Source organism: Terriglobales bacterium (assembly GCA_035543055.1).
GTDB lineage: Bacteria > Acidobacteriota > Terriglobia > Terriglobales > Acidobacteriaceae > JAIQFD01.
In genome coordinates this window covers 39,064-52,368 of sequence record DATKKJ010000054.1, presented here as the reverse complement: position 1 = coordinate 52,368, position 13,305 = coordinate 39,064, and the positions used below count along the sequence as shown (strand labels likewise).

Genomic DNA, 13,305 nt, shown 5'->3' with positions numbered 1-13,305 from the left:
TCCTCAGCCGGAAGCTTGCTCCGCGGACGGGAGCGTGCGCAGGCAGTACTTCACCTCCGGGGCGCAGTCCACTACCCGCATTCCGGGTTGGACCATCAGCTTGCAGGCCAAGGCGACGTGCTGCGGTGTGCCCTCGCCCTGGTCGTAGGTCACCCGGCAATACTGGCATTCTTCGTTCCAGCAGAAACGGCCGTAGGGGATAGTTTCCGGGGCCAGATACTGCAGCGCCCGCAGCAGCATGTTACCGTCCGGCACCTCGTACTCCTTGCCCTTGACGGTGATCTTGATCAGCCGTTCGTAGGGACGGAAGACTGGGCCCGGGGTGCTCATAGGCTGGGTGGATTCTAACCAGCTGCGCCGGACCGGTAAACAAAAAGCGCCTCCCGCATAGCGGGAGGCGAGTATTCAGTCGTGAGAGAGAGCTTGAGGAGCCGTCGGGCGCCCATCCGATCCCCTCTTTGACGGGCGCCCCCTGCATCCACCCGACCGCTTGCGCGGTCCCCTCCGGGCCGATGCTGCGGCACGACCAGGATAGGCGCCGGTTCGAACCGGCCTTCCTGACACCCCTGCAAACCCGCGATGCGGACAAAGGTTGTGCTGCGCACACGCCTTGGTGACCGCCGACACTGACAAGCTCCCGGCTGGATTCCTACCATCGGGGCAACAGCGGGCTGCACGGCGACATCTGTAGGCGCTGGGGGGTTCGGCCTGCCTGGGCAAAAGGAGCGCGAAGCCATGAGCACCGTCCTCCACCTGCACGATCGGGACAACGATTTCCGCAAGGGCGCATTCGAGGAAGACAATCCCTACGACAAGCCCCAGACCTCGATGAGAGGACAGTTGCCGCATCGCGATCAGGATCCCATGATCAAGGCCGCCGATACCGATTTCCCCGAGCCCGGCGAGAACCCGGAGCATAGCGGTGAGGAGTCAGAGATTCAGAAGTTCGGCCAGAACCAGCGCAAGGAAGACGACCTAGCTGCATAAAGAACAGCCCTCCTGATGAACACTGGTGGTACGGGCGCGGCACCTTTTGAGCCGCGCCTTTCCTTTCTCCCCCTCTTCCCCCAGCATGTGATGAAAATCACAACAATATGTGACGGTTCTCCTGTCTGGAGTAGCCGCTCCAGATTTCTCATGTCCCTGCAAGTCGGGACCCATCCTCGTGGGGAGGAACGGCAACAATGAGCTTCGAAGAGACGTTTTGGGACGCCAAAGTCACAGCCGAAATCTCGGCCACCGATGTCATGCAACTGGCCAGCGAGGTCGGCATGCCGATCACGCCCGAGGAGGCCGCCGACCTGTTGCGCAACGAGGTGCGCGCCCGCGGCATGTGGAAGCACATGATCGAGGCGGGGCGCGACTACATCGCCGCCAGCCTGGAGGTGCGACGCCATCGTGCCTGGTGGGACCTCAGCTGCCGCAAGGACCGGGAAGAGAGGTTCGACGCATGACGATCATGAGCGCGCTCGCCGCCCTGTGTCTGCTGGCTGTACCCGCTACCTTCTGCGTCCTGCAGATCCGCGATTTCACTCGAGAGCGCAAGCAGCGGTAGCTCTCGTTTGGTGGGCGGATCCCCCCTCCGCCCACCCCCTCCCCCTCAGTGGCGCCATAGCTTCAGCGCTGCTGTCCGGCCTTGAACAAAGTCCACGGACCGGCCTTCATGTCCTGCAGCCTGGGCGCCTGCCAGGAATAGGCCGGATACCGCGCCAGGAACTCCTTGGCATGGAAATCGGCGCCGCACGGATGCCCCGCCCGGGCATAGAAGCTCAAGGAGGAGGCCATGGCGCTGTCCATCGCTTTGCCCTGCACTGCCCCGCCGGGATAATTCGGCCCCCAGATCCACTCCGGGATACCGCGACTGCTGGCGTCGGCGTGACCGCAAAGAGTCCGTTCGTTGGCCTGCTGCTTCTTCTCGATCACGTCGTAATGGTCGGCCAGCGCCTGCTGCGCGAAGGCCACGTCGATCTTCCCTTTCGCCTGCTCGATGAGCTGCTCCCAGCGCGTCTTGCGGGCATTGGGTGAACTGGCCGGGTCCTTGGCGTCGAAGCTGGTCTCCTCGGCGATGACCTTCGGGTCCCGGGCCCAGTTCGAACCATGGAAATAGCCGTCCCTGGTGCGCCACACCGGCGTGTGCTTCAGCCCCAATTCGACCTGGGCGATCTCCCCGGTCTTGTTGTCGCCCACCAGCCAGTCGTTGGCGTAGCCGCCGTTGTTACCGTCGCGCATGATGGCGATCCAGTCGTCGATGGACTTCGCATATTGCATCGCCTTGCGCGAGCGCGCGAACTCCGGCGTGCCTTTGGGATCGAAGCCATGGAACTGCGTGATCGTGGTCTCGGTCACCACGATGCCCGCGCCGTTCACGCCGAAATCATCGTCGCTGGTGATGATGCCGGGGTAGCCGTCCATGAGGATGCGCTCGCCCTTCTGGGGCACGATGTCGAAGATCACCGTCCAGCGCTGGCCTTGCAGGTAGCTGGTCCAGTTGCTGTGGGCGATCACGATCCTGCCGTCGCGGGTGTAGCTCCCGGTGGCGATGAGGGCGCTGCAATTCCCTGGCGCCGCCAGCCGAGGCGCGTTCTCCGACTTCTGCTGCGAGTTGAGCCAGGGGACGTAGTAATCGGGGACCTCTTCCATGGCGTTGAGCGCCACCACCTCGTCCAGGTCGAGCTTCACGCCGCGCGCCTGCAGCCCGCTGACGATCCCTTGCAGCTCCTGCTGGTATTCGGGGTCGATGCGCGGCCATAGCATGTCGTGCGCATTCTGCTTGAAGAACGCCCAGTCGCGCCCGGTGTCGTGCGTAGCCCGCAGCTTGTAGACCTCCATGGCGTCGGCGATCTCCGGCGCCAGCAGGTAGCCGTGCTGGTAGCCGAGCTGCTCCGGCGTGCCCTGCAGGTGGACGTAGATCCAGCCGTTCTGCTCGAAGCGGTAGGCGCCACGCAACCGCGGGTCCGCGGAGCTGGCTTGCAGCGGGAGGAACAGCGCCGCCCCGGCGGCGATGGTCAGGAAGAACGCAAAGACAGGTAAGAACAGGGATTTCATCGAGACCCCCGGGTTGGTGATGCTAACTGCGGCGGCCGATTATGGCAATCTCGGCGATCACGGCGATTCCGGCGATCTCCCGCTCACGTCCAGGATCTCGTTCGCCGCCCGGGTGCCGCTGGCCATTGCCCCATTGACCGTTCCATGGTGGCCGGTGAACTCCGTCGCTTCTCCGGCGAAGAACAGCGTCCCGGCCAGCGGCGCGGCCAGCTCTCGCGGCGCATTCTCTCCCCCGACCGCAAGATAGCTGTAGCCGCCGCGGCAGTACGGATCGGTGACCCAGTTGTGGGTGTGCGCCGACTCCAGGTGCTCTTCCATCGTCGCTCGACCCACGCCCAGCAAGCGGGCCAGGGACGCGACCGCACGGCTGGTGAACTCCGCCTCGCTGCAGGACGACATGCGCAGGCCCCTCGGGCCGCCTGCCCAGCCGGTCAGCAGGCAGCCCTCCGGCTTGGCCCACCAGGTCGGGACCTCCGGGTCGCGCGAGAACAGGAACCCCATGTTCTTCAGACGCCCACCCTCCAGGGGATCCCAGAAGCGGTACCGGAAGCGCAGGGTGATGCGCAGCGCCGGACCCATCTCCAGAAGCCGGAGCGCATTCCGCTTCTCGACCAGCTCCGGTTCGAACCGGACGGCGCCGGGCGCGTCGGGAGCGGCTTGCAAGACCCCCAGCGGAAGCGTGATCACCGCCCGCACGGCCCGGAACGTCTGCTCCTCCCCGCCACGCAGGGCTCGGATCTCCACCTGCTGCGGACGCCAGCGCACTTCGCGCACCACCGTGTTGAGGCAGATCTCCGCGCTGCTCGACTGGGACCGCAGATAGCGCACCAGGGCGTTGTAGCCGCGCAGTACCCAGTACTGCTTATCGCCGTCGATCTGCGCGGACGCTTCTTCTCCCAGCGCCAGCCCGCGCACCCCGATCCGCTCCGGCTGCGCCGCATGGAAGCCTTCCACGTAGCGCAGCGCCAGCTCCTTGGCCTCGCTCTCCGCCGGGAAGCATTCGTCGATGAACTCGCGGAACGACCGGTCCCGTGGCCGGGGCTCGGCCAGCCTGCCCATGATCTGTTCGATCTGCTGGAAGAACTCACCGCAGGGCTCGAGCTGCCCATCGCGCGAGAACCACGGTTCGCCCGTGACCTCGCGCAAGGCCAGCCCGGCCGCTTCCGCGACTGACAGGACCTCCGGCGGCCGCCCATGCACGAACTCGGCCCCCAGTTCGAGGGGCAGTTCGGCATCCGGAAGATGCAGGGTGCGGATCCTCCCGCCCAGGACCTCGCGCGCCTCCAGCAGGGTGACCTTCATCCCCGCGCCGCACAGCAGGGCTGCAACTTGCAGGCCCGCCAGACCGCCACCGACGATCAGCACGTCCGCCATCTTCGCCCTATCCCGCGGTGGGGAAATCTCCGAAGCCGGTATCTATGATGCTCGCCTCTGTGACCCGCGTCACCGCAAAACCTCCCGCCACGAGGTATGTTTGTATCAGCTGGATCCGCGGAAAACGCTCTGCGGAACCGGCAGGAGGCCCTTTATGAAAGCCTGGTTTGCGCCTCACGTTTTACGCTGGGGCGCGGCGATTTTCGCCATCATCCTACTCGGGACCCTGGTTTCGGCCCAGAACGTTCCTGTCGGCAAGACGTATGACTTGACGCTGAGCGCTCCCGCCCGCGTCGGCGATGTCACCCTTGCAGCCGCTACTTATCGCGTCACCCATCTCATGGAGAATGGCCAGCACGTCATGGTCTTCAAGGGTGTCCGCGGCGACAAGAAGGAATATCGCGCCACCTGCAAGATGCGCGAGCTGCGGGCCGTAGCCAAGTATGACGAGCAGCACTTCGCGGAGCTCTCCGCCAAGGAGCGGGTCCTGACGTCGCTGGTGTTCGCCGGCGACAAAGTCGAGCACGTCTTCTAGACGGCGCCCCTACGCCGCCTCCCCCGGATGTTCCTGCCCGCAATAGAAGTAGTGCTACGTACGACCTGATTTTGCGCGGTTCACCACTTTCAGGAGCAGGCACTCCAGGACTCCAGTCACACTCACCCATGACATCCATCACTGCGACCCGTCCATTACAGCCCCAAACTTCTCTCCGCTCCTGCTCTGAAAACACGGGATAATGGAAGACCGATCCATGGCGTCGTTGCACAATCCTCGGCCGGATCCCGCGCGCGGGCGCATCCGCGACCTCACTTTGCGTGCCGGTGACATCGCTCGCGCCGGCTGCGAACTGGTCGCGCACGAACTGCCGCACAACCCCCCTGAGCTGCTGGTCCGCATCCGCGAGTGCGAGGAAGAGCTCGATCATCTGAACCGGACGGTGAACGAAGCCATCGCCGTCGAACTCGCCGGCGCCGATCCGACGGAGATCCAGGAGCTGCTCACCTGCCTGAAGTTCTTGTTGGAGCTGGAGCGTATCGGCGACCTGCTGCTCAACGTCATCAGCCGCGGGCAGAGCGTCTCCGCCCGCTTGCAGAAGCAGGACTTGGAAGACCTGTCGGCCATGGCCGGCGTGCTCGCCGGCATGCTGGGCGAAGCCCAGGCCGCTTTTGTCCACCGCGACCTGAACCGGGTCATGGCGGTACTCAAGAGCGACGCCGAAGTGGACCGCCTGCGCAACCTGATCTTCCTGCGCCACATCGAGAACCGCGAAGGCGAGGAACGCAGCGGCAGCTTCCACCTGCTTTACATGACCCAGAGCCTGGAACGGGTGGGCGACCACGTGAAGAACCTGGCCGGCGAGGTCTGCCAGTTGGTCACCGGCCACAGCGTCCGCCACCTGGTGCACGCCCGCCAGCAGCCCGCCGAGCACGAACGCTTCCTGGAATGGCTCAAACGCCGCGAAAGCGGCCGCAGCACGCCGGAGAAGTAGTTTGAGCCGCTTTGCGGGCGCGAACGACGCGACCGACGAGGGAGCGGAGCAGGAGCCCGCAGCCGAAATCCTGAGCCCAAAAGGGCGAAGGATCTCTCACCAATCGAGTGGAGGCCGGCCCCGGGCAGAGTCGAACTTGAGCCGCCTTGCGGGCGTGAGCGACGCGACCAGAGGGAGTGGAGCGGGAGCCCGCAGGCGAAATCCTGAGCCCAAAAGGGCGAAGGATCTCTCACCAATCGAGTGGAGGCCCCGGGCAGAGTCGAACTGCCGACACGCGGTTTAGGAAACCGCTGCTCTATCCATCTGAGCTACGGGGCCCTGCTCTCATTGTAGTAGCAAAGCGCCCCAAGCTACGCTGCGGTGCCGTGGCACTTCTTGTACTTCTTGCCGGAGCCGCAGGGGCAGGGATCGTTGCGTCCGACCTTGCTGCCGGCGGAACGCCGCTGCTGGATGGGCTGGCCGTCGCCGCCGCCAGCCAGGCGCGCGTCGGCCAGTTCTTTCTTCTTCTTGCGCTGGAATTCCGCCTCGATGTCATCGATGGTCGTCGAGATGCGCCGCCGCGACTCCGCCGGGACTTCAGGCTGCACTTCGGCCGGAGCGGCTTCCGGCGCCGGACGCTGCGGCGCCTCCACCACCTGCATCAGGTAGAGGTAGCGGACAGTCTCTTCCTGGAAGCGCGCCATCATCTGCTCGAACATGTCGAACGACTCGCGCTTGTATTCCACCAGGGGATCGTGCTGCCCATACCCGCGCAGCCCGATGCCTTCGCGCAGGTGGTCCATGTCGAGCAGGTGGTCCTTCCACTTGCCGTCCAGGACGCTCAGCATGATCATGCGCTCGTGGTAGCGCATGGCTTCGGAGCTGATCAGGCGCTCCTTGGCCTCGTAGCGCTGCTTGAGCTTCTCGAAGATAGCGTCGCCCAGCTCCTGCCGGTTGAGAACGTTGGGGTCGACGCCTTCCGCGACGATATCGACGCCGAAGCGGGTGAAGACCTGCTGCTTGAGGCCCTCGACGTTCCATTCGTCGGCGTGCTTGTCGCGGGGGACATGTTCGTCGAGCAGCTCGGCCAGGATGCCGGAGACGTAGTCTTCCAGGATCAGGTCTTTCTGGTCCACGCCCTCCAGCAGCCGGGTGCGCAGGCCGTACACCGCCTGGCGCTGCTTGTTCATGACGTCGTCGTACTCGAGCAGGTGCTTGCGGGCCTCGAAGTTCTGCGCCTCGACCGCCTTCTGCGCCGCCTCGATGCGCCGCGTGATCAGCCGCGACTCGATGGGCACGCCCTCTTCCATCCCCAGCCGCTGGAGCAGGTTTGACACCCACTCCTTGGCGAAGATGCGCATCAGGTCGTCTTCCAGCGACAGGTAGAAGCGGGAGCTGCCGGGATCGCCCTGGCGGCCGGCGCGCCCGCGCAGCTGGTTGTCGATGCGCCGCGCCTCGTGCCGTTCGGTGCCCAGGATGTGCAGCCCGCCCAGCGCGACCACCTCCTCGTGCTCGGCGTCGCACTCCGCCTTGTACTTGCCGTAGATGTCGCTCCACTTGTCGGCCGGGACCTGGTATTCCTGGCCCTGGTAGTACCACGAGGTCACGCCCTCGGGCAGCGAGGTCCGCCCCACGATGCCAGCCGCGGTCTTGATGGGCTGGGCCAGGCCTTTCTTGAAGCACTCCTGCTTGGCCATGAACTCGGGGTTGCCGCCCAGCAGGATGTCGGTGCCGCGGCCGGCCATGTTGGTGGCGATGGTGATCATCCCCTTGCGTCCCGCCTGGGCCACGATCTCGGCTTCCTTCTCGTGCAGCTTGGCGTTGAGCACGAAGTGCTTCACGCCCTTCTTCTTCAGCAGGTCCGACAGGACCTCCGATTTTTCGATGGAGGTGGTGCCCACCAGCACCGGCTGCCCGCGGTCGGCGAAGGCCTTGATCTCGTCCGCTGCCGCGAAGTACTTCTCCCGCACCGTGCGGTACACGATGTCGGCGTTCTCGATGCGGATCAAGTCCCGGTTGGTGGGAATGACCATCACTTCCAGCTTGTAGATCTTGTCGAATTCCGGCGCTTCCGTCTCCGCGGTGCCGGTCATGCCAGCCAGCTTCTTGTACATGCGGAAATAATTCTGGAAAGTGACGGTGGCCAGGGTCTGGTTCTCGCGCTCGATCTTGACCCGCTCCTTGGCCTCGATGGCCTGGTGCAGGCCGTCGGACCAGCGCCGCCCCGGCATCAGCCGCCCGGTGAACTCGTCCACGATGACGACTTCGCCGTCCTTGATCACGTAATCCACGTCGCGGCGGTAGAGGGCGTGCGCCTTCACCGCGGTCTCGACGTGGTGCTTCAGGTCCCAGTTCTCCGGGTCGGCGATGTTGTTGACGCCCAGCATCCGCTCCACCTTCTCCCAGCCCTGGTCGGTGATGAGCGTGTTCTTGTGCTTCTCGTCCACCGTGTAATCGCCGGTGTAGGTGGGCGGCTCACCCGCCTGCCCCTTGATCTCCTCGCCGCGCTCCAGCTTGGGGATGATGCGGTCCACGCGCGCGTACTTGTCGGTGGACTCGTCGGCGGCCCCGGAGATGATGAGCGGAGTGCGCGCCTCGTCGATCAGGATGGAGTCCACCTCGTCCACGATGGCGTAGTTATGCCCGCGCTGCACGCAGTCCTTGAGGTCGAACTTCATGTTGTCGCGCAGGTAATCGAAGCCGAACTCGTTGTTGGTGCCGTAGGTGACGTCGGCGGCGTAGGCCTCGCGGCGCTCGTCGTCGTCCAGCTCGTGCACGATCACGCCCACGGTCAGGCCGAGGAAGTTGTAGATCTTGCCCATCCACTCGGCGTCGCGCTTGGCCAGGTAGTCGTTCACCGTGACCACGTGCACACCCCGCCCCGAGAGCGCGTTCAGGTAGACGGGCAGGGTGGCGACCAGCGTTTTTCCTTCGCCGGTCTTCATTTCCGAGATCTTGCCCTGGTGGAGCACCATGCCGCCGACCAGCTGTACGTCGAAGTGCCGCATGTTCAGGGTGCGCCGGCCCGCCTCGCGCACTACGGCAAAGGCCTCGGGCAGGATCTGGTCCAGGACCTCCTGCAGGGCCCGGTGGCGCTCATCCTCGCGCCGCTTGAGGGCGTCGATATCCGGTTCCGCGCCTTCCGCGGCCTCGAGCTCGACATCCTCTTCGTAGGGCTTCAGGTACTCTGCGATGCGGGCGCGGAACTCCTCGGTCTTGGCCCGGAGCTGCGCATCGGAAAGCTTCTGCATCTCCGCTTCGAGGGCGTTGATCTCCGTCACCCGGGGCATCAGGCGCTTGAGTTCGCGCTCGTTCTTCGTGCCGAAGATTTTGGCTGCTATCTTGTTGAACAATGTCGGCCTTCAGGCTGGTATGGCGGAGTACCGCTCGCCATAAAATAAGCGTAACATACGCTTCTTTGTATTGGATGCGGCCGCCGGCCGCCGGACTCTACGCAGTACTCAGCCCGTCGAAATCAGGAGGACGTCGATGAGAAAGAGCGTGATTCTGTTGCTGATCGTGGCGGCGGGGCTTGCGGTCCCCCTGCTCGCCAAAGGTAAGAAACCGGCCTCCCTTACCGTCTCTCTCCAGGACGCCAAGGGCCAGGACGTCGGCACCGCCCACTTGAAGCCGGATGGCAAGGCGGTGGCCATCGTTTACAGCTTCAAGAACCTGCCTCCGGGCGAGCACGCCCTGCATGTCCACCAGAACGCCAAGTGCGACGGCGCCGACGGATTCAAGTCGGCAGGGCCGCATTTCAATCCCGATCACAAGAAGCACGGGCTGCTGAATCCGGAAGGGCCGCACAACGGCGACCTGCCCAACATCAAGGCCAACGACAAGGGCGTGGCCAAGGGGACGTTGAACAGCCCGCGCATCACCCTGGAGGAGGGCGCGCCTAACTCGGTCTTCGCCAATGGAGGCACGGCTCTGGTCATCCACGCCAAGGCAGACGACGAGAAGACCGATCCCGCGGGCAACGCCGGCGATCGCATCGCCTGCGGCCTGGTCACGAAATAGACGGCAAGATTGATGGCGTCATCCTGAGCGGCTTCAGCCGTGAAGGATCTCGCGTGTAGCGCGAGATGCTTCGGGCCTTAAGGACCTCAGCATGACGCCATTTGGGTTGCGCCATGCGGCGGGAGCGGCCTCGTCTTTCCTCCCCTTCCATCCTATGTTCTCCGGAGTGGCTGCTGGATGCGGTCGGTTTGTTAAGATGCACCTTCCCGAATGCAGAGTTTCTACGACCTCTTCCTGGCCGCCGTCGCCCGCTGGCCGCAGAACATCGCGGTGGAGATGCGCCATTCCCAGGCGGCTGGCGAAAGCGAGGCGGTCGAGCAGATCACCTACGCCGAGCTGCGGCGCATGGCAGAGTGCGTGGGAGCGTGGCTGGCCGGGGCCGGCCCGATCCGGGGCGAGCGGGCCGCCATCCTGGCTGCCAACGGGCCTCTCTGGGTAACCGCCTATCTCGGGATCATGAGCGCTGGCGGCGTCGCCGTGCCGCTGGACACCGCATTCAACGCCGAGCAGGTCGAGAAGCTGCTGCGCGACAGCGGCTCGCCCTACATCTTCAGTGATCGACGGCACCTGCCTGCGGCGGAGAAAGCTGCCCTCGCCACTGGCTCCAAGGTCGTTCTGCTGGAACCGGTCCCCGACCGCGGCGCTCCCACCCTGCCAGCGATGTTCGCCGCTGGCGCGGGGACCTTTGCTCCCGCCTCGTTGCATGGCGACGATGTCGCTGTGCTGCTTTACACCTCCGGCACCACCGCCGATCCCAAGGGCGTGGTGCTCACCCACGACAACCTGATGGCCGAGGTGGACGCCGTCATGCACACCCTCCCGGTGGGTCCCCGCGACGCCATCCTGGGTGTGCTGCCCCTGTTCCACGCCCTGGCGCAGATGGCCAACCTGCTGCTTCCCTTCACCTTCGGGGCCAAGGTCATCTATCTGGAATCGCTGAACGTCACCGACCTGATGCGCGCCTTGCGCGAGGGCGGCGCCACCCTGTTCTGCTGCGTCCCGCAATTCTTCTACCTGATCCACGAACGCATCATGAAAGAGGTACGGGCCCGCGGCGCCGCGGCCAGGATGGCGATCAAGTTCATGATGGGCTTCTCGCGGCTGTTGCATCCTCTTGGCGTCAACGCCGGCAAGCTGTTCTTCCGCCGTGCTCACCAGGCCCTCGGGCCCCGCATGCGCTACCTGATCACCGGGGGCTCTCGCTTCGACCCCACCATCGGCCTCGATCTGCAGGCGATGGGCTTCGATGTCCTCCAGGCTTACGGCCTCACCGAGACCAGTGGCGGCGCCTTTGTGACCCCTCCCGGGGACGTCGTCATGGGCTCGGTGGGCCAGGCGCTGTGGGGCGTGGAATGCAGGGTCGCTGACCCGAAGCCCTCGCCTGACGGCGGACCGGCCACCGGCGAGATCTGCATCCGCAGCCGCCTGGTGATGAAGGGATACTGGAACCGTCCCGACGCCACCGCCCAGGCCATCCGTGACGGCTGGCTGCACACCGGCGACCTCGGCTACTTCGACGAGCAGAACAACCTGCACATCACCGGCCGGCAGAAAGAGGTCATCGTCCTCAGCTCCGGCAAGAACATCTATCCCGAGGAGCTCGAAGCCCATTACGCGCAGTCGCCCTGGATCAAAGAGCTATGTGTGTTGGGCCTGGAGAGCGCTCCCGGAGAACCCTTCGCCGAGCGCCTGCACGCCATCGTGGTGCCGGATTTCGAATTGCTGAAGCAGAAGAAGATCGTCAACGTGAACGAGGTCATCCGCTTCGACATCGACACTTTTTCCGCTCAGCTTCCCAGCACCAAGCGGATCCTCAGCTACGAGATCTCGCGCGAAGACCTGCCCCGCACCACCACCCGCAAGCTGAAGCGCTTCGCCATCCAGAAGCAGGTGCAGCAGCGCGGCCGCAAGGCCGAGGGGACCGCACCGCCCATCCGCGCCGCATCGCCCGGAGAGATCGAGTGGCTCCAGGAGCCAGAGGTGCAGCGCGCCCTGCCGATCATCCGCCAGGCGGCCAAGGACCCCGGACGCGAGCTGCTGCCCTCGGACAATCTGGAACTCGACCTCGGCCTCGACTCCATGGAGCGGGTCGAGTTGCTGGTCGCTCTGGAGAAGGAGCTGGGCGCGAAGGTGGCCGACTCGGTGGTCTCCGAGGTGTACACGGTGCGCGAGCTGGTCGATGCCGTACGCTCCGCCACCGGCACTGCTCCCGGCCGCCCAGCAGCGGCGGGTTGGGATTCGGTGTTTGCCACGGAGTCTGACGACCCGGACGTGCTGGCCATCGCCCAGCCGCATCGCTCTGCGACTCTGGCCTGGTTCCTCTTCGGCCGGCTGGTGAACCTGTTCGTCCGCGATCGCTTCCACCTCAAGGTCACCGGCCTGGAGAAGCTTCCGGACCGCGGTCCTTACATCATCTCTCCCAATCACCAGAGCTACATCGATGCGCCGGTGCTGGTCAGCCTGGTGCCCTGGTCCATTTATCGCGACCTGTTTTTCGTCGGCACCAGCGAGATTTTCGGCTCCGGGCTGCTGCGCCGGCTGGCACGCACCATCAAGCTCATCCCCGTGGATCCCGACTCCAACTTGGTGCCCGCCATGCGCGCCGGGGCCTTTGGCCTGCGCCGGGGCAAGATCCTCGTGCTCTTCCCCGAGGGCGAGCGTTCCATCGACGGCACCCCGCGCACCTTCAAGAAAGGCGCGGCCATTCTGAGCATCCATCTCAATGTGCCCATCGTTCCCGTGGCTGTGGAGGGTTTCTTCGATGTGATGCCGCGGGGCAACGGATTTCAGGGGTTCCATCGACTGCGCATTGCCATCGGCGATCCCATCCATCCACCGTCCTTGGGGCCGCACGATGAGAACGCGTACGCGCAGCTCACCCAGCGATTAAAGGCGCGGGTGATGGAAATGTGGACCGCCCTGAGTGTCCCTGGCAAAGAAGAGCGGGTCGCCGCCGATTAGTAGGTGCGGGTGTCGCCGGCCAGCGTGGGCAGCGACTCGAGTACCTTCAGGATCTGTTCCCGGTACTTGGGAGGCAGGTTCACGAACTCGAATCCGTGCCGCGACCCGCGCCGGTGCCGCACTACCGCCTGCACCTTGAACGTCTCCGGGCACAGCGGCAGGGCAAACTCCAGCAGCACAGCTTGCCCGTCCAGCAGGTCTTCGGGCAGGCGGCAGGCCAGCCCCGACTCGCTGATGTCCACGCTCCTCGCCTTGAAGCGGGTGGTGACCGCTGAGGTGGTGACACGCACCATCATGCGGACGTCCACTGGGACCCGGGGATGCCGCCGCTTGTCGCTTCCCTGTGGGGATGATTTTTCGCCCTTGCTCATGGCGTCACGCTCCCGTCGTGCGGAGGTTCGGAGCCGGTAGGAAAAAGAATCGTAGCACGAAACCG

11 protein-coding genes and 1 tRNA gene are annotated in these 13,305 nt (G+C 64.9%); 6 read left to right on the top strand and 6 right to left on the bottom strand.

Going from position 1 to position 13,305, the window contains the following annotated elements; all coding sequences use genetic code 11:
• Positions 1 to 3: 3 nt before the first annotated feature.
• Positions 4 to 330 (bottom strand): 2Fe-2S iron-sulfur cluster-binding protein, encoded by a 327-nt coding sequence (locus VMS96_04285; protein ID HVP42622.1) that lies wholly within the window; start codon positions 328 to 330, stop codon positions 4 to 6.
• 405 nt (positions 331 to 735) lie between these two features.
• Between VMS96_04285 and VMS96_04280 the strand changes: the two genes are divergently transcribed.
• Together VMS96_04280 and VMS96_04275 are read left to right on the top strand one after the other, a co-directional pair.
• Positions 736 to 987, top strand: a complete 252-nt coding sequence (locus VMS96_04280; GenBank protein HVP42621.1) for a hypothetical protein — start codon at positions 736 to 738, stop codon at positions 985 to 987.
• A 197-nt stretch (positions 988 to 1,184) separates the two neighbouring features.
• Positions 1,185 to 1,454 (top strand): hypothetical protein, encoded by a 270-nt coding sequence (locus VMS96_04275; protein HVP42620.1) that lies wholly within the window; start codon positions 1,185 to 1,187, stop codon positions 1,452 to 1,454.
• Between the two features lie 163 nt (positions 1,455 to 1,617).
• On the opposite strand, the gene VMS96_04270 is transcribed toward VMS96_04275, so the two are convergent.
• Together VMS96_04270 and VMS96_04265 are read right to left on the bottom strand one after the other, a co-directional pair.
• Positions 1,618 to 3,045: a C45 family peptidase gene (locus tag VMS96_04270; GenBank protein ID HVP42619.1), complete on the bottom strand. Its 1,428-nt coding sequence runs from the start codon at positions 3,043 to 3,045 to the stop codon at positions 1,618 to 1,620.
• 57 nt (positions 3,046 to 3,102) lie between these two features.
• A complete protein-coding gene (locus VMS96_04265) occupies positions 3,103 to 4,419 on the bottom strand; it encodes an NAD(P)/FAD-dependent oxidoreductase (GenBank protein HVP42618.1) in 1,317 nt (438 codons plus the stop codon).
• A gap of 154 nt (positions 4,420 to 4,573) precedes the next feature.
• On the opposite strand from VMS96_04265, the gene VMS96_04260 reads away from it, so the two are divergent.
• Both VMS96_04260 and VMS96_04255 read left to right on the top strand, forming a co-directional pair.
• Positions 4,574 to 4,954, top strand: coding sequence for a hypothetical protein (locus VMS96_04260; protein ID HVP42617.1), 381 nt, complete (start codon positions 4,574 to 4,576; stop codon positions 4,952 to 4,954).
• A 202-nt stretch (positions 4,955 to 5,156) separates the two neighbouring features.
• Positions 5,157 to 5,909, top strand: coding sequence for a phosphate uptake regulator PhoU (locus VMS96_04255; GenBank protein ID HVP42616.1), 753 nt, complete (start codon positions 5,157 to 5,159; stop codon positions 5,907 to 5,909).
• A gap of 241 nt (positions 5,910 to 6,150) precedes the next feature.
• Here VMS96_04255 and VMS96_04250 read toward each other — a convergent pair.
• Positions 6,151 to 6,227, bottom strand: a tRNA-Arg gene (locus VMS96_04250).
• A 32-nt stretch (positions 6,228 to 6,259) separates the two neighbouring features.
• Positions 6,260 to 9,241: a preprotein translocase subunit SecA gene (gene secA / locus VMS96_04245; GenBank protein ID HVP42615.1), complete on the bottom strand. Its 2,982-nt coding sequence runs from the start codon at positions 9,239 to 9,241 to the stop codon at positions 6,260 to 6,262.
• Between the two features lie 136 nt (positions 9,242 to 9,377).
• On the opposite strand from secA, the gene VMS96_04240 reads away from it, so the two are divergent.
• Both VMS96_04240 and VMS96_04235 read left to right on the top strand, forming a co-directional pair.
• Positions 9,378 to 9,908 carry a superoxide dismutase family protein gene (locus tag VMS96_04240; protein ID HVP42614.1) on the top strand — a complete coding sequence of 177 codons (531 nt, stop codon included), beginning with the start codon at positions 9,378 to 9,380 and terminating at the stop codon, positions 9,906 to 9,908.
• A 210-nt stretch (positions 9,909 to 10,118) separates the two neighbouring features.
• The gene (locus VMS96_04235; GenBank protein ID HVP42613.1) at positions 10,119 to 12,869 is read left to right on the top strand and encodes an AMP-binding protein; all 2,751 of its coding nucleotides are present in this window, start codon (positions 10,119 to 10,121) and stop codon (positions 12,867 to 12,869) included.
• Here the strand turns inward: VMS96_04235 and VMS96_04230 are convergent.
• Positions 12,866 to 13,240: a PilZ domain-containing protein gene (locus VMS96_04230; GenBank protein HVP42612.1), complete on the bottom strand. Its 375-nt coding sequence runs from the start codon at positions 13,238 to 13,240 to the stop codon at positions 12,866 to 12,868. The genes VMS96_04235 and VMS96_04230 overlap by 4 nt on opposite strands.
• Positions 13,241 to 13,305: the final 65 nt, after the last annotated feature.

Excerpts from the sequence above, each read along its gene's own strand:
- VMS96_04255 (HVP42616.1), top strand. The coding sequence starts at position 5,157 with ATGGAAGACCGATCCATGGCGTCGTTGCACAATCCTCGGCCGGATCCC.
- VMS96_04275 (HVP42620.1), top strand. The coding sequence starts at position 1,185 with ATGAGCTTCGAAGAGACGTTTTGGGACGCCAAAGTCACAGCCGAAATC.
- VMS96_04260 (HVP42617.1), top strand. The coding sequence starts at position 4,574 with ATGAAAGCCTGGTTTGCGCCTCACGTTTTACGCTGGGGCGCGGCGATT.
- VMS96_04265 (HVP42618.1), bottom strand. The coding sequence starts at position 4,419 with ATGGCGGACGTGCTGATCGTCGGTGGCGGTCTGGCGGGCCTGCAAGTT.
- VMS96_04235 (HVP42613.1), top strand. The coding sequence starts at position 10,119 with ATGCAGAGTTTCTACGACCTCTTCCTGGCCGCCGTCGCCCGCTGGCCG.
- VMS96_04240 (HVP42614.1), top strand. The coding sequence starts at position 9,378 with ATGAGAAAGAGCGTGATTCTGTTGCTGATCGTGGCGGCGGGGCTTGCG.
- VMS96_04270 (HVP42619.1), bottom strand. The coding sequence starts at position 3,045 with ATGAAATCCCTGTTCTTACCTGTCTTTGCGTTCTTCCTGACCATCGCC.
- VMS96_04230 (HVP42612.1), bottom strand. The coding sequence starts at position 13,240 with ATGAGCAAGGGCGAAAAATCATCCCCACAGGGAAGCGACAAGCGGCGG.
- VMS96_04285 (HVP42622.1), bottom strand. The coding sequence starts at position 330 with ATGAGCACCCCGGGCCCAGTCTTCCGTCCCTACGAACGGCTGATCAAG.
- VMS96_04280 (HVP42621.1), top strand. The coding sequence starts at position 736 with ATGAGCACCGTCCTCCACCTGCACGATCGGGACAACGATTTCCGCAAG.